Origin of the sequence: Kribbella sp. NPDC056951, from assembly GCF_042674205.1 — a bacterium.
Classification (GTDB): Bacteria; Actinomycetota; Actinomycetes; order Propionibacteriales; family Kribbellaceae; genus Kribbella; species Kribbella yunnanensis.
The window spans coordinates 138,960-159,303 of the sequence record NZ_JBHUQZ010000001.1 but is presented as its reverse complement, the minus strand read 5'-3'; the positions used below and the strand labels follow the sequence as shown (position 1 = coordinate 159,303).

General features: G+C 67.6%; 19 protein-coding genes. 6 read left to right on the top strand and 13 right to left on the bottom strand.

Annotated elements, in window-relative coordinates; all coding sequences use genetic code 11:
* Positions 1 to 199: 199 nt before the first annotated feature.
* The 3 genes from ACFTSF_RS00770 to ACFTSF_RS00760 are packed head-to-tail and all read left to right on the top strand — an operon-like array spanning position 200 to position 3,949.
* Positions 200 to 1,849: a PHP domain-containing protein gene (locus tag ACFTSF_RS00770; protein WP_380151825.1), complete on the top strand. Its 1,650-nt coding sequence runs from the start codon at positions 200 to 202 to the stop codon at positions 1,847 to 1,849.
* 26 nt (positions 1,850 to 1,875) lie between these two features.
* Entirely contained in the window at positions 1,876 to 2,718 is an 843-nt protein-coding gene (locus tag ACFTSF_RS00765) for an oxygenase MpaB family protein (RefSeq protein ID WP_380151824.1), read from the top strand.
* A gap of 19 nt (positions 2,719 to 2,737) precedes the next feature.
* A complete protein-coding gene (locus ACFTSF_RS00760; RefSeq protein WP_344160960.1) occupies positions 2,738 to 3,949 on the top strand; it encodes an ROK family transcriptional regulator in 1,212 nt (403 codons plus the stop codon).
* Between the two features lie 93 nt (positions 3,950 to 4,042).
* On the opposite strand, the gene ACFTSF_RS00755 is transcribed toward ACFTSF_RS00760, so the two are convergent.
* Positions 4,043 to 4,639 carry a ParA family protein gene (locus ACFTSF_RS00755; RefSeq protein WP_344160957.1) on the bottom strand — a complete coding sequence of 199 codons (597 nt, stop codon included), beginning with the start codon at positions 4,637 to 4,639 and terminating at the stop codon, positions 4,043 to 4,045.
* Positions 4,640 to 4,770: 131 nt separating this feature from the next.
* Between ACFTSF_RS00755 and ACFTSF_RS00750 the strand changes: the two genes are divergently transcribed.
* Together ACFTSF_RS00750 and ACFTSF_RS00745 are read left to right on the top strand one after the other, a co-directional pair.
* Complete coding sequence (locus ACFTSF_RS00750; RefSeq protein ID WP_344160954.1) at positions 4,771 to 5,058, top strand: hypothetical protein; 288 nt, start codon at positions 4,771 to 4,773, stop codon at positions 5,056 to 5,058.
* A 169-nt stretch (positions 5,059 to 5,227) separates the two neighbouring features.
* Positions 5,228 to 6,577 carry an FAD-binding protein gene (locus ACFTSF_RS00745; protein ID WP_380151823.1) on the top strand — a complete coding sequence of 450 codons (1,350 nt, stop codon included), beginning with the start codon at positions 5,228 to 5,230 and terminating at the stop codon, positions 6,575 to 6,577.
* A 333-nt stretch (positions 6,578 to 6,910) separates the two neighbouring features.
* On the opposite strand, the gene ACFTSF_RS00740 is transcribed toward ACFTSF_RS00745, so the two are convergent.
* The 5 genes from ACFTSF_RS00740 to ACFTSF_RS00720 all read right to left on the bottom strand — a co-directional run bounded on the left by ACFTSF_RS00740 (position 6,911) and on the right by ACFTSF_RS00720 (position 12,429).
* Complete coding sequence (locus ACFTSF_RS00740) at positions 6,911 to 7,867, bottom strand: ABC transporter substrate-binding protein (RefSeq protein WP_380151822.1); 957 nt, start codon at positions 7,865 to 7,867, stop codon at positions 6,911 to 6,913.
* Positions 7,864 to 9,741: an ABC transporter permease subunit gene (locus ACFTSF_RS00735; protein ID WP_380151821.1), complete on the bottom strand. Its 1,878-nt coding sequence runs from the start codon at positions 9,739 to 9,741 to the stop codon at positions 7,864 to 7,866. Before ACFTSF_RS00735 ends, ACFTSF_RS00740 begins: the two co-directional genes overlap by 4 nt.
* A gap of 65 nt (positions 9,742 to 9,806) precedes the next feature.
* Positions 9,807 to 10,961, bottom strand: coding sequence for a glycine betaine/L-proline ABC transporter ATP-binding protein (locus ACFTSF_RS00730; protein ID WP_380151820.1), 1,155 nt, complete (start codon positions 10,959 to 10,961; stop codon positions 9,807 to 9,809).
* 97 nt (positions 10,962 to 11,058) lie between these two features.
* Positions 11,059 to 11,517 (bottom strand): group II truncated hemoglobin, encoded by a 459-nt coding sequence (locus ACFTSF_RS00725; protein WP_344160939.1) that lies wholly within the window; start codon positions 11,515 to 11,517, stop codon positions 11,059 to 11,061.
* Positions 11,518 to 11,529: 12 nt separating this feature from the next.
* Positions 11,530 to 12,429: an aminoglycoside phosphotransferase family protein gene (locus ACFTSF_RS00720; protein ID WP_380151819.1), complete on the bottom strand. Its 900-nt coding sequence runs from the start codon at positions 12,427 to 12,429 to the stop codon at positions 11,530 to 11,532.
* 16 nt (positions 12,430 to 12,445) lie between these two features.
* Here ACFTSF_RS00720 and ACFTSF_RS00715 point away from each other — a divergent pair, with 16 nt between their 5' ends.
* Entirely contained in the window at positions 12,446 to 13,162 is a 717-nt protein-coding gene (locus tag ACFTSF_RS00715; RefSeq protein ID WP_380151818.1) for a hypothetical protein, read from the top strand.
* Here ACFTSF_RS00715 and ACFTSF_RS00710 read toward each other — a convergent pair.
* The 7 genes from ACFTSF_RS00710 to ACFTSF_RS00680 form a co-directional block, all read right to left on the bottom strand.
* On the bottom strand, positions 13,159 to 13,935 hold the full coding sequence (locus ACFTSF_RS00710) for a siderophore-interacting protein (protein WP_380151817.1): 777 nt from the start codon (positions 13,933 to 13,935) through the stop codon (positions 13,159 to 13,161). The two genes, ACFTSF_RS00715 and ACFTSF_RS00710, sit on opposite strands and share 4 nt — an antisense overlap.
* A 118-nt stretch (positions 13,936 to 14,053) precedes the next feature.
* On the bottom strand, positions 14,054 to 15,094 hold the full coding sequence (locus ACFTSF_RS00705) for a hypothetical protein (RefSeq protein ID WP_380151816.1): 1,041 nt from the start codon (positions 15,092 to 15,094) through the stop codon (positions 14,054 to 14,056).
* Positions 15,094 to 16,104, bottom strand: coding sequence for a hypothetical protein (locus ACFTSF_RS00700; RefSeq protein ID WP_380151815.1), 1,011 nt, complete (start codon positions 16,102 to 16,104; stop codon positions 15,094 to 15,096). Before ACFTSF_RS00700 ends, ACFTSF_RS00705 begins: the two co-directional genes overlap by 1 nt.
* A 2-nt stretch (positions 16,105 to 16,106) precedes the next feature.
* Positions 16,107 to 17,129, bottom strand: coding sequence for a hypothetical protein (locus ACFTSF_RS00695; RefSeq protein ID WP_380151814.1), 1,023 nt, complete (start codon positions 17,127 to 17,129; stop codon positions 16,107 to 16,109).
* Entirely contained in the window at positions 17,129 to 18,148 is a 1,020-nt protein-coding gene (locus tag ACFTSF_RS00690) for a hypothetical protein (RefSeq protein ID WP_380151813.1), read from the bottom strand. The genes ACFTSF_RS00695 and ACFTSF_RS00690 overlap by 1 nt, the downstream gene beginning before the upstream one ends.
* A 43-nt stretch (positions 18,149 to 18,191) precedes the next feature.
* Positions 18,192 to 19,250 (bottom strand): hypothetical protein, encoded by a 1,059-nt coding sequence (locus tag ACFTSF_RS00685; protein ID WP_380151812.1) that lies wholly within the window; start codon positions 19,248 to 19,250, stop codon positions 18,192 to 18,194.
* The gene (locus ACFTSF_RS00680) at positions 19,250 to 20,296 is read right to left on the bottom strand and encodes a hypothetical protein (protein WP_380151811.1); all 1,047 of its coding nucleotides are present in this window, start codon (positions 20,294 to 20,296) and stop codon (positions 19,250 to 19,252) included. The genes ACFTSF_RS00685 and ACFTSF_RS00680 overlap by 1 nt, the downstream gene beginning before the upstream one ends.
* Positions 20,297 to 20,344 lie beyond the last annotated feature (48 nt).

The following is a 20,344-nucleotide window of genomic DNA, read 5'->3' as shown; positions in this document are numbered from 1 at the left end:
CTCGGGGCGGTAGCTCGGCGTGCTGGAGGGGAGGCCTCGATGTTTTTCCATCGTGGCCTTTCCTCCAGTGCGGCGAGGTGCCGTGCCGAGTGCAGCGCAGTAGGCGTGGGATCGAGAGACACTTCCCTACGCCGATCGTTCACCGCAGGGTCATCTGGAGCCTTGACGGGATTTTGTCCGGACCTGCAGGGTGTCGCCCATGCAGCAGCAACTCCCCGAGTGGGCGGACACCGACGTACCGGAAGCGACCCTGGATCCGCAGGGGGTGTCGCGACGGAATCTGATCCGGGGCGCCGGACTGCTCGGTGCCGCCTTCACCGTGAGCGCGACCGGGGTGACCGAAGCGGCCGCCACCACCACTCCGTCGACGCATAGCGATCCTGAGTTGGTCTACCTGGTCGGTGACCACCATGTACACAGCCGCTACAGCCACGACGCGAAGTACGACTTCACCCAGCTCGCACAGCGCGGGGCGCAGTTCGGGCTGGACTGGATGGCGTTCACCGAGCACAGCAACTTCGGGCACGCCGACAAGGGCGCCGCGGCCGAGAACGCCGAGGTCGTGAAGGCGCGGGCCGAGAACCCGCGGATGCTGATCTTCCAGGGGCTGGAGTGGTACATCCCGGCGGCTGAGCACGGCACCCTGCTGGTCGCTCCCGGGGCGAACAACGTCTCCCTGTTGCAGCAGTTCGAGCGCGAGTACGACGGCAAGCTCACCAACCGCTCCGGCAACACCCCGGAGAACGAGCAGCACGCGATCAAGGGTCTGCAGTGGCTGGCCGCTCAGAAGGCCAGTGGGTACGTCGACGACGTACTGGTGCTCGCGAACCACCCACTGCGCCTCGGGATCGACGCACCGCACGAGATCCGCGGCTGGCGCGACACCGGCGTCTGCATCGGCATGGAGGGTGCGCCGGGCTCGCAGGGCGACGCGGAACCGGCCTGGGTGAAGTTCCGCGGTGCGACCAACGCGCAGCGCGGTGAGTACGTCAACTCCCCGAGCGCTGCGAGCTTCCCCGGCTACCCGCTCGACGCATACCGCACGTACGGCGGTTTCGACTGGGCGACCGCGACTGTCGGCGGACTGTGGGACAGCCTGCTCGCCGAGGGCCGGCTGTTCTCGATCACGTCGAACAGCGACAACCACCGGACCATCTGGGACACGTGGACCGACGGCGTCTTCCCGCCTGGCCAGAACTTCGACAGCCTCGGCTGGAAGCCTTCACCGACCAACACCGACACCCCGCAAGCCGGCAGCGACTTCTGGCCCGGCCAGTTCAGCCGGACCCACGTGGGTGTCTCCCGGTACGGCTACCTCGAGGTGATGGCCGCACTGCGCGCCGGCCGCGTGTGGGTCGACCACGGCCAGTTGGTCGACGGCATCGACGTACGGCTCGCTCCTGCCGGCTCCCGGCAGCGCGGGGTGACGCTGGGCGGACGTCTCCGGGTACGGCGACATGAGCGGCTCGAGCTGCGGATCACCGTGACCAGTGCGACCCGGCCGAACTTCCACGGCGTACTGCCGCGGCTCGCGCACGTAGACGTGATCCGCGGCGCGGTGACCGGCCAAGTCGCCGACCGGGACACCTGGAAGGCTCCCGACACCAGAGTCGTCGAGCAGGTCGACGTACAGCGCCGGACTGGTACCTACGACCTATGCATCCCGCTGGGACGCGCCGAGCGCTCGCACTACGTCCGGGTGCGCGGCAGCGACGGCAACCGGCACGGAGCCGGCTACCTGGGCAGCAGCATCGACCCGGCCGGCCCCATCCAGCACCCGACGAACGACGGCGACCCGTGGCTGGACACCTGGCTCTACACGAACCCGATCTTCGTTGACGTTGTATAGCTTGGAGTGGTGGGCAGACTGGTCGTATGAGAGACCAGCTGGCTCGGATGATCCTCACGAAGGTGGCTGGGCCGGATCCACAAGCTGAGCGCGACCGGGTGCACAAGACACCCGGTCCGCGCTGGTTCACACCCGACAGCCCGATCCAGCGAGTGCACGGGGATGCGTCGATGTTCGCGGGCGGTCTGCGCGCACTGCTCCTGCAGTCGCTGCATCCGCTCGCGATGGCGGCCGTCTCGGCACACTCCGGGTACCGCGGCGACCCGTGGGGACGGTTGCAGCGAACCAGCTACTTCCTCGCCATCACGACGTACGGCGCTGTCCCGGACGCGGAGGCGGCGATCGCGCGGGTGCAGTCGGTGCATGAGCGCGTCCGGGGCGCGAACTACCGAGCCTCCGATCCGCATCTGCTCAAGTGGGTGCACGTGGCGGAGGTGGACAGCTTCCTCACCGCACACCAGATGTACGGCGCCAATCCGCTCAACGCCGCCGACCAGGACCAGTACGTCGCAGAGACCGCGTTCGTGGCCGGCAAGCTCGGAGTGATCGACCCGCCGACCACAGTGGCCGAACTGCGCCGAACACTCGCGGACTACCAGCCCGAACTGCGCGGAACGACCGAGGCACGACAGGCAGCCCGGTTCATCCTCGTGCACCCGCCCGTGCCCTGGGCCGCACGACCGGCGTACGGCGTCCTCACAGCCGCCGCGGTCGGCATGCTCCCGTGGTGGGCACGCTGGCCGCTGCGTCTGCCGTACCTGCCTTTGACAGAACAAACTCTGGTCCGGGCGGCCGGTGATGGCCTGACCCGGACAATCCGTTGGGCTTTGACGTCTCCGACGTTGGGAGAAACCGACGTAACGGTGTAGTCGCCGGTAGGTTGTTCTCGTGCCGCTGCGTCCCTATCGCCCTCTCCCGCTGGCCACGCCCGCGGGAATTGAGGTGCTGACCAGAATCCTGACGCAGGGGCCGATCCCGCGGGTGGAGATTGCCCGTCGTACCGGACTCTCGCAGGCCGCGGTCACCAAGGCGGTCGCACCGCTGATCGAGGCCGGGTTCGTCACCGACCAGGCGGCGTCGCCGGTCGAGCTGGACAGCGTCGGCGGGCAGATCGGCATCGGACGGCCGGTGAGCCCGCTGACCGTCGTACCGCGCAGTGTGTCGGTGATCGGGCTGAAGGTGACGCCGACCGACCTGATCGGCGTGACCACGGACTTCACCGCCGGGATCCGGAAGGTCTGCCACAGGCCGCTCGACAGCACCGACGCGAAGACCGTGATCGCGCAACTGGCCGACCTCGCCAAGGAGCTGATCGGCACCCTGAAGACCGGTGTCGACGTCGTCGGTCCGGTGATCGGTATCGGGGTCGCCGTGTCGGGTGATGTCGACGAGCGGCACGGCGTGGTCCGCGATTCGCCGTTCATGGGCTGGCGCGACGTACCGGTGGCCGAGCTTCTCGGGCGGAAACTCAAGCTCCCGATCGTCGTGACGAACGACGTCCGCGCGCTGACCGTGGCCGAGCATTGGTTCGGGGTCGGGGTGGATGCGGACTCGTTCGCGGTGGTGACGATCGGTTCCGGCATCGGGTGCGGGCTCTACATCAACGGCGAGGTCGTCTCCGGCGCGTACGGCGTCTCGGGCGAGCTCGGGCATTTGCCGCTCGCCCCGGGTGACCTCGTCTGCACCTGCGGCCGACGGGGTTGTGTCGAGACCGTGGCGTCGTCGGACGCGATCCTGACCCGGATCCGGGCGACGACCAAACAGCCGAAGCTGGATCTGGCCGGGGCGATCAAGCTGGCGCATGAGGGTGACGAGCATGCGCGTGCCGCGTTCGACCGGGCCGGTGAGGTGATCGGTTCGGCCCTGGCCGCAATGGTCAACCTGGTCGGCCCCGAGCTCGTGGTGATCGCGGGCGAAGGCGTGGCCGAGTACGACCTGTACGAGGACCGGATGCGCCAGGCGTTCGGCGAGCACGCCTTCGGAGCGGCCGGCGACTGCCGCCTGATGCTGCGCTCACACACCTTCGACGACTGGGCCCGCGGCGCCGCAGCCACCGTCATCCGCGCCTACGTCCGCGGCGAACCACCCCTCGAACGCTGACCATTTGGTGGGTGACCCCACCGCGTTGGGGGTTCCCACCCTGGAATCCGGGCGGGGAACCCCCAAGCTGGTGGGTGCACCCACCAAACGCGGTCAGGTGCGGGCGGCGGCGAGGATCTTGCGCCAGACCTTTTTGTAGGCCTCGAGGCCGTCGGCGGCCAGTGGGCCGTCGGGGCCGGCGGTGATGGAGACGCGCTCCGGGATGGAACCCCAGACCGGGATGCCCTCCTTCGCGTACTGCTCCATCAGGTCCTGGTAGGCCCGGGTGTAGGTCCGCGCCGAGCAGATCACCACACCGGACGGCACACCGTCCGGCACCAGCTCGAGCACCGCCTTCACCCGAGGTGTCTCGACGCCACCGACCCGAGTCGGGATCACCACGATCCGCGCTCGCTCGAGGGCCTTGTTCAGCAGCCGCTCGTGGGACGGCGGCATGTCGACAATGCCGATCCCCTCCGGTGGCACCTTGTCCAGCGCCTTGCTCAGCAACCGCTCCGTCGGCGCCTCGGCGATCTCGATCCGGTCCAGGTGTCCGTCGTCCGAGGCATCGATCCAATCGGCAGCACTGCCTTGTGGATCCGCGTCGACGAGAGTGGCTGTGCGACGGTTGGAAGATGCCAGCGCGGCCAAGTACACCGACGTGGTTGTCTTCCCGACCCCGCCCTTCAGTGCAGCTGTCACGATGATCATGGACCCGACGCTACCGTGTTTCGCCGAAAATCCGGCGTGTCGTCGGCGTTGCCCCACAGACCCGTGATAATTGCCGACGGCCCCCTTGAACAAGCTCAACCCAACTTCAACCTGTCACCGAGGAGCCAGCCGTGCCCGATCGGTACGCCGGACGTCCCTTCCTGAAGCTCGTCGACAGCTACGTGCTGTCGCTGATCGGCGAGCTCGACCAGGCCACCGCCGAGTCCCTCGAACGGATGACACCGAAGCTCAACGAGACCTACGGCTTGTCCGGCGCGACCTGGCAAGAGGTGGTGCACAGCCAGCTGCACCTGCCGCCGAATACCGCCCGTCAGGTGGTCGACGGATGGTTCGCCGAACCTGGGAATCCGGATCCGGTGGCGTGGAGTCAGTTCGTCGCGGACCAGATGATCGGCTAGCCACGCGGTCACCGGGTGTGCTGAGCTGATCACCGGTTAGCGTGGCGAGGTAGACCGGCAGGAGGCGTGGATGGGGACTCGGCGGGCACTGCTCGGAGCGATTGGACTCGGAATACTGGTGACTGGATTCGATCCGGTACGGCGGTCTTGGGCCACTGAGGGTGGAAACGTGGAACCGTTGCCACCGCTGGACGGCGAGGTGCTCCTGGATGCCGGGAGTCGGGAAGCCGTGTCTCAGGACGCGGGGCGATATGTGCAAAAGGTGCCGCAAGCGGTCCTCGTGCCAGGGTCGGTGCGGGACATCCAGGCGATGGTGAAGTACTGCGTGCAGCACCGGGTTCGCGTGGCTCCGCGGGGGCTGGCGAACACCACGGACGGCCAGGGGTTGGTCGGCGGGCTGCTGATCGACATGCGGGCGCTGCGGAAGATCCACCGGATCGACGCTGATCGGGCGGTCGTGGATGCCGGGGCCGACTGGCTCGCGCTGACGAACGCCGCGCATGCGCGCGGGCTGACCCCGCCGGCGCTGACTGGGTTCCTTGGGCTGACCTTCGGCGGGACGCTGTCGCTCGGTGGGATCCCGCCGGCGATCCAGTCCGGCGGGCAGATCGACAGTGTGCTCGAACTCGAGGTGGTCACTGGAACAGGTGAGCTGAAGCGCTGCTCCAAGACTGCGGACCGGGAGCTGTTCGAGGCGGTCCTGGGTGGGCTCGGTCAGTTCGCCATCATCACCAAGGCCACTGTTCGGCTCGGTCCGGCGCCGGAGAAGGTGCGCGGTCATGAACTCGCGTACACCAGCTCGAAGGACTTCTTCCAGGACTTCAAGACTCTGATCAAGCGGTCCGAGATCAGCGAGATCTACGGCGACTGGTGGCGCCCAGGAGAGCACGGCGAAACCAGCCACCTGAACGCCTTCACTTTCCACCCCACGGCCAAGCCGCCTGTGGACGCTCACCTCCTGCGCGGCCTGACCAAGCCCCCGTCTGACGCCATCGTCAGCACGAACGATTTCCTCCCGCATGTGACTCGGATCGACGACGCTGTCGAGCAGCTCCGCGAGGCGCTGGACTGGGACAACCTCGCGAAGCCGTGGATGACGCTGTGGTTGCCTGAGCGGTCGGTCGAGCAGTACGTCACCGAGGTGGTCGGCAACCTGACGCCGAAGGATGTCGGGGCTGGCGGATTTGTGCTGCTATATGCCCATCGCCGGAGCAAGCTCACTCGGCCGTCGCTGCGGCTGCCGGTTGCTGATGGGAGTGACTGGGTGTATCTGTTCACGTTGATGACGGCTGGTGCGAAGGGTGCGGGGCCGGAGTTTGCGGCTGAGATGCTCAAGCGGAACCAGCGGTTGTTCGAGCGAGCGCGGGCGCTTGGCGGCACTCGGTACCCGATCGAGTCGACTCCGTTCACGAAGGCCGATTGGGCGCAGCATTACGGCGACCGGTGGGCACAGTTGCAGAAGCTGAAGCGCAAGTACGACCCAGCGGGCATCCTCACGCCGGGACCTGGGATGTTCTAACGCAAACGTGCTCAGGCTCACCACGTGCGCCACCAACCACCACGCCAGCCACCGGCCGACACACACGTGCGCCACAAACCACCCCGCCAGCCACCCGAGCGGCACCCGTGCGAACCCACCCCACCCAACCACCTAACCGCTAGCCGCGTTGCACGCGACGCAGGAGCGGGCTGAAGCGGCGGCGGACTCGAATGAGCCGTCGGCGGAACTGCTGTCGAGGGGAAGCGGCGGCAGCCGCGTGAACGGGTGGGTGGGGCGCACGGGCGGAGCACGCGACGAAGGAGCGCGCGTGCCCGGAGCGAGGGGGATGACCACCTCGCTCCGGGGTGACTGCTACTTACCCAGCCAGGTGTCTACTTTGGCTCGGTTGGCGTTGACCCACTTCTCGGCGGCTGCGTCCGGGGACAGTTTGTCGACGGCGATCATGCGGGCGACCGCGTTCTGGTCTTCGTTGGTCCACTTGAAGTTCTTGACCAGGTCGTACGCGGGGCTGCCGGAGTCGGCGAACTTCTTGGAGACGATCTTGTCCAGGTCATACGGCGGGTAGTCGCAGGCGATCTTCGCGGGGACCGCGTCGCAGCCGGGCTTGTACGCCGGGAGGTTGACCTTCACCAGCTTCAGTTCGTTGAAGAACCACTGCGGCTCGTAGAAGTAAGCCAGCAGCGGCTTCTTGGTTTTCTCCGCATCACGGAAAGCCTGGATCAGCGCGGTCTCGCTACCGCTCTGCACGACCTTGTAGTTCAGCGAAAGGTTCTTCACCAAGGCCTCGTCGTTCGTCACGTACGACGGGTCGCCGTCCAGCAACTGGCCCTTGCCGCCGGACTCCGAGGTCTTGAACAGATCGGCGTACTTGTTCAGGTTCTTCGAGTCGGTGATGTCCGGGTACTGCGCGGCCATCCACGGCGGGACGTACCAGCCGATGATGCCTTTGACGCCGGTGGAGCCGGCCTCGACGGCGACCTTGTCGGTCTCGATGTACTTCTTCTTCAGGTCCTCGTGGCCCCAGTTTTCCAGGTTCACGTCGACCTCACCGGTGCCGAAGCCCTGCCAGGCGATTTCTTCCTTGAGGTTCTTCTTCACCACCTTGCAGCCGAGGTCCTTGGTGGCGACGTAGGCGACCACGGCGGCGTTCGCCTCGTAGCCGACCCAGGGGCTGACGGTCAGGTTGAAGCTGCCGCACTCCTTGGCACCGGCGGACGGCTTCGGATCCTCACCGACCTTCGCGCCGCCGCAGCCGGCCAGGGCCAGTGCCGCGGCGGTCAGGACACCGGCGTACCGGAGTTTCTTCACTGCTTGTCTCCTTTTCCGTGCGGCTTGGGAGCTGCCGCTTGCGTGATGCGGTCGAGCAGGACGCCGAGCAGGACGATCGCCAGGCCGGCGGCCAGGCCCTTGCCGTACAGCTCGCTCTGCGCGAAGCCGGCCGCGACGTCGTAGCCGAGGGCGCCGGCACCGACCAGGCCGCCGACGACGACCATCGCGAGTACGTAGATGAGGCCCTGGTTGACGGCCAGGGTGATCGCCCGGCGGGCGACCGGGAGCTGCACCTTGCTGATCACCTGCCAGTTGCTGGAGCCTACCGAGTTCGCCGCCTCGACGGTCGCCACCGGGACCGCTTTGATGCCGTCAGCAACGATCTTGGTGGTGACCGGTACGGCGTACACGACGGCGGCCGCGATCGCGGTGAACCGGCTGGTGCCGAACAGCGCGAGGAACGGGACCAGGTACACGAAGGGCGGCATCGTCTGACCGGCGTCGAGGATCGGCCGGATGACCAGGTCGACCCGGCGGTTGCGGCCGGCCCAGACGCCGAGCGCGAGGCCGACGGCGACCACGACGACCGTGGCGAGCAGGGTCGAGGCCAGCGTGATCATGCTGTCCTGCCAGACCCCGGTCGCGACCAGCAGGCCGATACAGACAACAGCCGGTACGGCGGCCTTCCAGCGACCGAGAATCGCGGCCAGCGTGACAACGACCGCGCCGACCAGCCACCACGGGGATCCGGTGAGCAGCGCCTCGAGTGGATTCAGCACACCCTTGGTGACCGCGTCGCGAACGCCGTACGTGAAACCGCCGAAGACGTCCTGCACCCAGGTGGTCACGTCGGCGGTGACGACCGCGATCCGCGAGCCGATGCCGACCTCGGACGGGAACTCCGCGGCCCAGACGTAGGTGCGCGAGAACCAGATCGCGACCAGTACGCCGACTCCGCCCGCGCCGAGCAGGATTTTTCGGCGCACGCTCGCGGTCCGCCAAGGGCGGTCGCCGGCTGCGGTGGTGACCCGGTCGAGGACGATGGCGATCACGACGATCGCCAGACCGGCGTTGAAGGCGACACCGACGTCCAGTGTCTGCAGGGCTTTGAGGACGGTCTGGCCGAGGCCGGGCGCGTCGATCAGCGCGGCGACGGTGACCATCGACAGCGCGGCCATGATGGTCTGGTTGATGCCGACGACGACGGTACTGCGGGACATCGGCAGCAGGACCTTGGTGAGCGTCTGACCGCGGGTCGAGCCGAGTGAGCGGGAAGCCTCGACGCTCTCGGGTGGTACCGAGCGGATCGCGTGCGCGGTGAGCCGGACGGCTGGAGGTGCGGCGTAGATGAGGGTCGCGATCGTGGCCGCGGCTGGGCCGATCGCGAAGAACAAGGTCAGCGGCGCGAGGTAGACGAACGTCGGCAGCGTCTGCATCAGGTCGAGGACGAGGGTCGCGACTTTGAACGCTCGGTTGGAGAGACCGGCCCAGATGCCGAGTGGGATCGCTACGAGGAGGGAGAGGAGGACGGCCGCGATGGTCAGGGCGAGCGTGTCCATGCTCTCCTGCCACAGCCCCTGCAGCCCGACAAACGGGAGCCCGGCGGCGGTCAGCAGCGCGACCTTCCAGTTCCCGAAGGCCCAGGCCAGGTACGCCGAGATCGCCACGACCCCGAGCCAGCCGACGACCGGTACCGGTCGGCCGAATGACGGTTGGGATACGAGGTCTTGGAGCAGTACGACGAGTTGGCCGACGGCGGTCCGGATCGCGTCGAAGACGACGTTGCCTTGGCCGACGAAGTCGCGGTTCTCGGTCAGCCAGCGGTGGAATCCGGTCGTCTCCTGACCGCCGAGGGGCAGGGTGTCGATCCCGCTGAGCAGGAAGTACGCCGCCACCCACACCACAAGCAGCACGCCGATAATCACGCTGCGCCGAGGGCGACGTACCTCCACCTGCACGTCGCTGGTAATAGCCGCCATCAGGAAGCGGAGCTGGTGGGAGAGGAGCCGCCCGGGCGGTCGGCCGAGCGCGAGTCGCCCCGGCGGGAGTCCGCTGGGCGTGCGGACCAGTGCTTGTCGGCCGGGTCGGCGACTACGGCGAGGATTTCTTCGTCGCTGATGACGCCTAGCAGCTGGCCTTCCGAGACCACCTTTACGGGGCGGTCGGACTCCAGGACCAGGCGGGTTGCTTCGCGGACCAGGGTGTCCGGGCCTAGTTCGGGGCCGTCGAGGGGTTCGCCGTCGCGCGGGGGGCGGGCGATCCAGCGGAGGGTCAGTACGTCGGCTCTCGGTACGTCGCGGACGAAGTCGCGGACGTAGTCGTCGGCGGGGGCGCCGACCAGTTCGTCGCCGGTGCCGAGCTGGATGGCGGCGCCGTCGCGCATCAGGAGGATGCGGTCGCCTAGCTTGAGGGCCTCGGACAGATCGTGGGTGACGAAGACCATCGTCTTGCCGACCTCGCGGTGCAGGCGGACGACCTCGTTCTGCATCTCGCGGCGGATCAGCGGGTCGAGCGCGGAGAACGGTTCGTCGAAGAGCAGCACGTCCGGGTCGTTGGCGAGCGCGCGGGCCAGGCCGACGCGCTGCTGCATACCGCCGGAGAGCTGTTCCGGGTACTTGTGCTCGTTGCCGGCCAGGCCGACCAGGTCGATGACCTCCTGGGCCCGGCGGCGGCGATCGGGCTTGCTCTCGCCGCGGACCTCGAGGCCGTACGAGACGTTGTCGATCACCTTGCGGTGCGGCAGCAGGCCGAAGTGCTGGAAGACCATCGAGAACTTGCTCCGGCGCAGCGCCCGCAACCGCTTCTCGTCGGCCGCGCGCAGGTCCTCGCCCTCGAAGATCAGGCTGCCCGCGGTCGGCTCGATCAACCGGGTCAGGCAGCGGACCAGCGTGGACTTGCCCGAGCCGGACAAGCCCATCACCACGAACACCTCACCGGGTGCCACGTTGAAACTCAGGTCGCGGACCGCCGCCGTACAGCCGGTCTTGGCGGCCAGCGCGGCGCGGTCCAGCGAGGCGAGCTCCGGCCGCCGGGGTACGCGCTGGGCCTTGGGGCCGAACACCTTCCAGAGGCCTTGGATCGACAGCAGCGCGTTGTCATCGTCGATCTCGGGATACTCGAGCTGAGCGGTCACGGGTCCCTCCCGAGATTTGTCGTGAACCGCGACTGTATCCAACGACCAGTCCCGAGGTGTCCTCCTGGGGTGTTTGTCTCGTCAGCTACGGCGTTACTTAAGGCTGGTACGGCGGCGCTTCGCCCCAACCCCAGTGGGGGACGGGCGCCTTCGGTGGTGGGGTGGCGCCGGGTTGTGAGTTGGCCAGTGCGATCCGGGTACCCCACTCGACGTACGCGACGAAGGCTGAGCGGAACTCGGGGTCGTCGGGGAGCCCGGCCGGATCGGCGCTCGCGGCGATCAGTGCGGCCCAGCGGGAGCGCTGCTCTTCGGTGAGCTGAAGGCCGATGTGGTGGGACAGCATCGCGGGGTAGCCGCCGAGCTCCTCGGTGTAGCGGTTGTGGCCGCGGAACACCTCGCCGAGCCACAGCGCCACATGCTCGCGGTGCTGGTCGCTCATGTGCGCGAAGACCGGGGCGAGGATCGGGTCGTCGAGGACGCGGTCGTAGAACACCTCGGTGAGGCGGCGCAGCGCTTCGTGGCCGCCGGCCCATTCGTAGAGCGTCGGAGTCGTCATGTAATTATGTAATCACAGCTTGAGGGCCGTGGCGATGACGAGTTGGGTCGGGTCGAACTCTTCGTCCCAGATCGTGTTCTGCAGGACGCGGCCGGCGGTCCAGGCGAGGGCCCGATCGCGGTCGATGCCGGTGATCTCGAGCATCAGGTCGAAGCGGTCGCGGATCGCCTGGTCGAGGTTGCCGGTCGCCACCAGGTCGTCCCAGCGGTTGTGCAGCGCCTGGAACAGCTCGAACGCCGGATCACCGGCCAGCGGCTTCGGGTCGATCACGAGCCACGGCTGCCGGTCGGACGCCATCACGTTGCCGTAGTGCAGATCCCAGTGCAGCAGGCGGTCGCCAGGCTCACTCATCACTTCGCGGACCTGATCGGCGTACCGCTGGAGGAGTCGCTGCTCCTCCGGGTCGGCGAGCTTGAGGTCGGCCGCGTCCTCGATCATCTCGGCCGCAATGTCGGCGAGCTTGCGGACCTCGGGTGGCGCCGGGACCAGGTTCAGGCGGGCCATCAGCTCGGCGAGGATGCGGGTCGCCTCGACGTGATCCGGTACGGCGTTCAGTGTGCGGTCGTGCAGGCGTTCGAGCAGCAGGGTGGCGGTCGCCGGATCGTCCTCGAGGACGGTGACCACGTCATCGGGCGACCAGGTGCGGAGGGCGAGTGCCTCGGCTTCGCTCTCTTCGTTCTGTGGCTGCAACTTGAGCATCGCCGGTGTTCCGTCCACTCGAACCACCGGGACGATGAGTGAGGCGGCGCCGTTGAGGAAGTCGCCGGTACGGGTGAGCTTCCAGCGATCCAGGTACTCGTCAAGCTGCGCCGGCAGCCCGGCCAACCACTCGGGGGACTCGTCCTCATGCGACTCGATCAGCTGCGGTGGAATCACGATCACCCTCGGCACAGTAGGTGTTGAAGCGTTCATGTGCTTGGGTTTTCCCGTGACTGAGGTGGAGCGAAGGCACCGGCGGGTGCAGCGGGTTGTGGGGATCGTGTACGTCGGGATCCCCGTGGCGCTGTTGGCGATCGTGGCGTGGGTGAGTTCGCGCGGACCGGCCGCGGCGTGGATCGGGTGTGTGGTGCCGGTGGCGATGCTTGGGGTGGGGTTGTTCCTGCTGCCTAAGCATCGGTATCTGCCGCGGTGGTGGGCCGGGGTCGGCGGGATGTTCGGCGCGGTGACTGGGTTGGTCGCGTCGCTGTACCCGCTGGTGATCGGGGTGTGGTGGCCGGCGATTCTTGCGCTTCCGGCCGCGATCGCCGGGCTGCTCATCGGGTTGCTGCTCGCGAGGCGGGCGAACTTGGCGCTGCTCGTTCCGGTCGTGCCCGAGCTGGCGGAATCGCCGTACGAGCTGGTCTTTCAGTTGCGCGGTACGCCGCTCGCGACCGTCCTGCTCGGCGCGGCCAGTGTCGAGATCCGGAGTTCGCCGACTGCGCGGGGTGAGGAGCAGATTCGGCGGTACCCGTTGAGTGCGATCACCGGGACGTTCGACGCGACGCTGAGTGGTGCGGAGCGGCTGAAGTTCCCGATCGCGTTGACGGTCGTGGGCACGCCCGGGCCGGCCGTGATCCTGCAGGCGTCCGGGGACGACTGGGTGTTGCCGACGAACCAGGCGGCGATCCTGATCGAGCTGCTGGACCGCCGCCGTACGACGGCCTAGTTGCCGGCCGCCGCGCGTTCCTTGGCGGCGGTCTCGGCCTTCTCGGCCTGCCAGCCGTCCTCGTTCTTGCCGACACGCCAGTAGCCGGACACCGAGACGCGGTCGCGCGTCAGGCCGCGGTCGGTGAACAGGTGCTTGCGGATCCGGAACACGAACCCGGCCTCGCCGTGCACGAACGCCTGCACGTCACCCTCGAGGAACGTGAGCCCCTCGACCGCCGCGACCAGGGCGTCACCGCGGGCGGCACCCCCAGCGCGGTGGAACCAGGTCACGTCGACATCGCTGAACTTCTGCTCTTCGGTCTCGTCCTCCACCTCGACGAACACGACCGCCTTGGCGCCCGTCGGCAGCTGCTCGATGGCCGCACCGATGGCTGGCAGGGCGCTCTCGTCACCGACCAGCAGGTGCCAGTCGGCCGATGCATCCGGCGCGTAGGCACCGCCCGGGCCGTTGTACCAAACCACGTCACCCGGCTGGGCGGCCGCGGCCCACGGGCCGGCGATGCCCTCGTCACCGTGGTGGACGAAGTCGATCGTCAGCTCCTTGGTGGCCTCGTCGAAGGTGCGCACCGTGTAGGTCCGCATCGTCGGCCACTGGTCGGACGGGAGCGTCTCCCGGACAACGCCCATGTCGAGCGGCTCGGCGTACTCGACGCCGGGCTTGCCGAACAACAGCTTCACGTAGTGGTCGCTGGTGCCGTTGTCGACGAAGTCGTCGGCGGTGAACACGACCCTGATCATGTGGGGAGTGATCCGCTCGGTACGACGGACCACGGCCCGCTTACACGTGCGGTTACGGCGGGGTGCGGGGCTGGCCACTGTGATCCTCTCGCAGCGAAAAGTTAGGTCTACCTAACTCAGGCTAGCCCACGCACCCCAACTGCTCACAAACTCAGGTTCCGCGGATGGTGAAACTCTTGCTGGTGGCGGCCGTCATGCTGTAGCAGGCCGGGAAGTACACCCGGTAGGGGATATTGCCCTTGTACGCCGGCTGGGCGGTCAGCGTGTAGCGGTAGCTGACGTCGCGAACCTGCCCGGAGTTGACCGTTCGCCACTGGCTCGCGCCGTACAGCCGCTGCAGGTGCACCGGGCACCGGTTCGAACTACCGGTGACGTTGCCGTTGACCGCGACCTTCGTGCCGACCGGAGCGCTGGTCCGGGCTGGTTTCGCCGAGACGGTAGGGATCCGCCTCGGGGAGTTGGCCCAGCCCTTGGCGATCGGGAACGGGTCACCGCCCGGGATGGTCAGGCAGGTCAGTGGGACGCTGGTCCGCTCGGCCGCGTACGTCATGGTCACGTAGCCCGCAGTGTCGGTGAGGATCGTCGTCGGGCCGCCGAACTTGCACCCGGTGTCCTGATCGAGGGTGACCTTGATCCGACTGCCGTACGGCTTGCCGGTCTGGTCGTTGATCACCGACCAGCGGAAGGTGTACGGCTTGCTGACCGGGCTCGGTGCGTTGAGCTGCTTGACCGTGATCCGCGGCTGGTTGGTGCCGGTCACGGTGAGCTTGGGACCGTTCACCACATCCGCCGGCTCGTCGCCCGTCTCGAAGTACAGATCGCCGGTGGTCATGACGTAGCGGACCTGGAAGGTGCCGTTGGCGGTCGACGGTACCTTCAGCACACCGCGCCACTTGCCGTTGTCGGTCGTGCCCTCGTACCGGGTCAGTTTGGCCGAGTAGAGGTCGTCCAACTGACCGGTGCCACCAACGCGCTCAAGGATCGCATGCAGGGTCTGATCGGGGCTTTCGCCGGGGAACTTGGCGTCGACCTCGACAGTGACCGGCACAGTGTTCAGCGACGAGACCGCCACACTGGTCCTGCTCAGCCGGACGCCGGTGACCACGTCACCCGGTTCGGCGTGCGCGGCCGGGGCGACGCCGAGCACCGCACCGACAAGCGACACCGTGAGTACTGCACGGACTGCCTTCATCACACTCCCTGGATGTAGAACGGTTTGGTCGAGGCGGCCACGAAGCTCCAGCAGGACGGGACCAGGACGCGGTACGGGATCTTCCCCTTGTACGACGGTTGTGCGTTGACCGTGAATCGCCCGCTGGTCCGGATCGTCGCGGAACTGACGGTCCGCCACTGGCTTGCGCCGTACAGACGCTGCAGGTTGACCGTGCAGTTGCCTTGCGGGGCCGAGGTGCCGTTGACCGGAACGATGGTTCCGACCCGCGCGCTCGTCTTCGACGGTGTCGCCGAGACCGACCGGGCGTAACTCGTCCGGACGACCATGCCGTAGTACTGCGCCGGGGCGGCCGGGAAGTGCAGACAGGTGTATTCGCCATCGCCTCCCGTGTAGAGCACGCCGTCGGTGCCGGTCAGCACCGGGTCACCCAGGTAACACTTGGACTCGCCACCGCCGAACGCCATCCGGACCTTGGTTCCGTAAGGCTTGCCGGTGGCCGTGTCGGTCACCGTCCACTTGATCTTGAACGGCTTGCCGTACGGCGCCGGGTCCGGCACCTGAACGCCGGTGACCTTCGGAATGTGCGTCCCCTGTACGGCCAGCTCCGCGCCGTCGTACGGCGTCTCGGTCACCCACGGGATGTAGAGCCAGTTGGCGTAGCTCGTCGGGACCGCCCCCACCAGTTTCATCGTCCCGTTCGCCATCGACGGCACATTCACCACACCACGCCAGGTGGCGTGCTCGTCGGTACCGGACACCCGCTGCAACTCCGCGAAGAGGTTGTCCGCCGCGGGCTTACCCTGCGGCTTGAGGACGGCGGTCAGGACGTGATCCGGATCCTCCTTGTAACTACCGGTCAGCGTGATGGTGACCGGCACGGTGGCGAGGCCGTTGACCGCGACACTCGTCTTGTTCATCGTCATGCTGGTGATCGTCAGATCCGGATCCGGCGAGGCCGATGCCGTCGTCGGCGCCAGCATGGCCCCGGCGAGCGGTAGCACAGCCATTGCCGTGAGCAACTTCTTCATCGTCAGACTCCTCTGATCGTGAACGTCTTGCTGACGCCGGCGACCTTGTTGTAGCAGGCGGGGAGCTGGGCCCGGTACGGGATGTTGCCCTTGTAGGCGGGCTGAGCGTTGAGCGTGAACCGGCCGCTGGCACGGACCTTCGCGGTGCCGACCGTGCGCCACGCGCTGGCGCCGTACAGGCGTTGGAGGTTGACCGGGCACCCGCCGCCGTGGGTGACGGTGCCGTTGACGGGAACGATGGTTCCGACCGGCGCGCTCGTCCTCGACGGGGTGGCCGAGATGGCGGCCGGGCGCTTGACCAGGGCGGCGATTCCACCGACCGGGGCGGGCTTGCCCGGGAGCATCATGCAATGCAGCCAGTCGCCGTTCGGGGAGGCGCCGTACTTGAGGGTGATGTTGCCGCTGGCATCGGTCAGGCTGGTCTCGTTGCCGAGGCTCTCGACGCAGCGGTTGTCCTCGCGGACCCACAGCTTCAGCTTGGTGCCGTAGGGCTTGCCGGTCTGCGAGTCGGTGACCGTGTACCGGATCGTCCACGGCTGGTTGTACGGCACGACCTTCGGCGTGATCAGCGCGGTCAGCTTCGGCACATGGGTGCCGTTCACCGTCAGGACAGGCGGGCTGCTGACCGGGTCCGGCTCGCCGGGTTCGGCGCCGTAGATGTACTCGCCCGAGTAGACGCCGTCCGGCTCGATGGTGCCGTTGGCGGTGGACGGCACGTTGAGCGTCCCCCGCCAGAGACCGGGATTTCCGTTGCCGTCGACAAGCTTCAGCGGCATCGAGAAGAACTCGTCCTCCGGACCGCTGCCGCTGACCCGCTTGAACCGCACGTAGACGGACTCACCATGGCCGGAACCCTCGACCGTGACGGTGACCGGCACGGTGTTGAGCGAGGCCACGGCGACCGTCGTACGGCTCAAGGTCACCTTCGCCGCAACCACCTTGACCTGCGAGGCCTGCGCGACCGGCGCGCTGCTCAATGCCACGCCCAGCAATGGCGCGGTCAGAAGTGCCGCAAGTACTCGCATCAGATCCCCTTGATCGTGAATGGCTTGCTGGTGGCCGCGACGATGTCGTAGCAGGCCGGAAGCTGAGCGCGGTAAGGGATGTTGCCCTTGTACGCCGGCTGCGCGTTGAGCGTGAACCGGGCACTGGTGCGGACCTTCGCGGTACCGACCGTGCGCCACTGCGAGGCGCCATACAGACGCTGCAGGTTGATGGTGCAGCCGGCCGCGTACGGCGCGGTGCCGTTGACCGGGACGATCGTGCCGACCGGCGCACTGGTCTTCGACGGCGTGGCCGCGACGGTGGTCGAGCTCTTCACCAGGATCGCGTCGCCGGCGATGGGACCGGGGTTGCCGGGGATCCGCAGGCAGTACAGGCCGTAGTTCGACTTGTCCTGGAGCGTCAGCCGGCCGTTGACATCAGTCAGTACGACGTCGGGGATTCCTTCGGTACACGTGTTGTCCTTGCCCGGCCAGGTCTTGATCCTGGTGCCGTACGGCTTACCGGTCTGCGAATCCGTGATCGTCCAGGTGATCGCCACCGGCTTGCCGATCGGCACCACCTTCGGCGTCGACGTACCGACGATCTTCGGGATGTGCACCCCGGTCACCGCCAGCGTCGGCCCGTTGACCGGCACCGGATAGTCGAAAGTGCACTGCGTGCACCCGAAGAAGAAGGAGCCCGCGATCACCCGGGTGACCTTGATCGTGCCGTTGGCCGTCGACGGCACGTTCACCACGCCCTGCCAGGTGCCGTCGTCGAGCGTGCCCTTGATGAGCTTCATCGGCATCGAGTACAGGTCGCGCTGCCCACCGGTGAACTCGACGTAGAAGGTGTCGTAGTCACTCGGCTTGGCCGAGCCCGTCATCGTGACCGTGACCGGAACGGTGTTGAGCGACGAGACCGCGACACTCCCGCGGCTCAACACCAGCGATCCGACCTTCAGGTCCGGCCCGGCCGCCTGCGCGACCGTCGCCGTCCCCAGTGTCATAAACGTCAAAGGCGTCGCGACCAGCGCCGCCAGCAAGCGTCGGTTCTTCATGGGTCCAGGATGGGGGCTGGGGCGCGCCCCACTAGACCAGTACTCAGGTCCCGCGAATCGTGAAGGTCTTGCTCACGCCGGCCCGGTAGTTGTAGCAGGCCGGGAAGGACACCCGGTAATAGATGAGGCCCTTGTACGGCGGTTGTGCCTGCAGGGTGAATACGCCGCTGGCCGGCCGGACTCTCGCGGAACTGACCGTGCGCCAGGCAGTCGCGCCGTACAGGCGTTGGAGGTGGACCGGGCAACCGAACGGCTGACCGGCGACCTGGCCGTGCACCGGGACGATCTTGCCGACCGGAGCGCTTGTCTCGAACGGGGCCGCCGTGACGATCCCGGGGCGGTTCGGCCGCACGTTCAGGCCGCCGTTGGGGGCCGGGTTGCCGGGGAGCAGGAGGCAGTTGCCGTACTCAGCGAGGGAGCTCGGGTAGGCCTTCGTCACGTAGCCGTTGGTGTCGGTGAGGTAGACGGGACCGCCGAAGCTCTCGACGCAACCGTTGTCGTTGGCCAGCCAGACGCGCAGCTTCGTGCCGTAGGCCTTGCCGGTCTGGCCGTTGATGACCGACCAGCGGATCGAGTAACCCTTGCCGAACGGCAGGGGGTCGGGGATCACGCGGGCGGTGATCTTCGGCTGGTTCGATCCGGTGACGGTCAGCGTCGGCTTCACGCCGGGGACTGGCGTCGGGTCGGTCATGTCACCGCTACCAGGCGAGAACTGGCCGACCATCACCCCGGTGAGCTCGAACTTCCCGTTCGCCGTCGAGGGCACGTTCACGACACCACGCCACTTGCCGTTGGCCGTGGTTCCCTCGTACCGCTTGAGCGGGGTCGTGAAGAGGTAGTTCACCTGCCCCGAACCGGCGGTGCGCTCCAGGATCCCGAACAGCGTGGTGTTCGGGTCCGCGTCGGGCCAGGTGTACTTCGCGTCGACCTCGACGGTCACCGGGACCGTGTTGAGCGACGACACCAGCACCGGCGTCGTCCTGGGGATCCGGGCTGCCGTGACTGTCAGGTTCGGATCCGGAGCCGCTTGGGCGACGGGCGCGGTGAGCGCCAGACCGATCAGCGGCGCCACCAGGAGCGCTGCGATCATCCGCGGGCGCATCACAGACCCCTGATTGTGAAGGTCTTGCTGACGCCGGCCCGGTAGTTGTAGCAAGCCGGGAACGACACCCGGTAATAGATCAGACCCTTGTACGCCGGTTGTGCGTTCAGCACGAACTTGCCGCTGCCCTGCCGGACCTTCGCCGTACCGACGTTGCGCCACGCGGTCGCGCCGTACAGGCGTTGCAGGTAGACCGGGCAGTTGGTCGGGGCGCCCATGACGACACCGTTGACGGGCACGATCGAGCCGACCGGAGCACTCGTCTTCGACGGGGTCGCCGTGACGATGCCGGGACGGTTGATGCCGATCGACAGCCAGCCCAGCGGGGACGGGTTGCTGGGCAGCAGCAGGCAGTTCAGGAACCCGGCCATGCTGGCGGGGTAGGACTTGGTGACGTAGCCGTTGGTGTCGGTCAGCGCGTTCGAACCGCCGAAGCTCTCCACACAGCTGCTGTCGTTCTCCAGCGCCACCTTCAGTCGGGAGCCGTAGGGCTTACCGGTCTGGCCGTTGATGACCGACCACCGGATCGAATAGCCCTGGCCGAACGGCACCGGGTCGGGAATCACCCGCGCGGTGATCTTCGGCTGGTTGGTGCCGACCACCGTCAGCGTAGGAGGCACGCCCGGGACTGGCGTCGGGTCGGTCATGTCACCGCTACCCGGCCAGTACTGCCCGACCATCACCCCGGTGAGCTCGAACTTGCCGTTCGCCGTCGAGGGCACGTTCACGATGCCACGCCACTGACCGTTCGCTGTGGTTCCCGCGTACCGCTTGAGCGGGGTCGTGAAGAGGTAGCTCAGCTGGCCCGAACCGGCGGAGCGCTCCAGGATCCCGAACAGCGTCGTGTCCGGGCCCGCGTCCGGCCAGGTGTACTTCGCGTCGACCTCGACGGTCACCGGCACGGTGTTGAGCGACGACACCGCGACCGGCGTCGTCCTGATGATCCGGGCCGCCGTCACTGTCAGGTTCGGGTCCGGATCGGCCTGCGCGGTGGAGGCGCCGAGCGCCAGACCCACCAACGGCGCCGTGAGGAGCGCCGCAACCACTCGTCTTATCCGCATACCTCAGGGTGCTGCCGGACCACCCACTCCGCC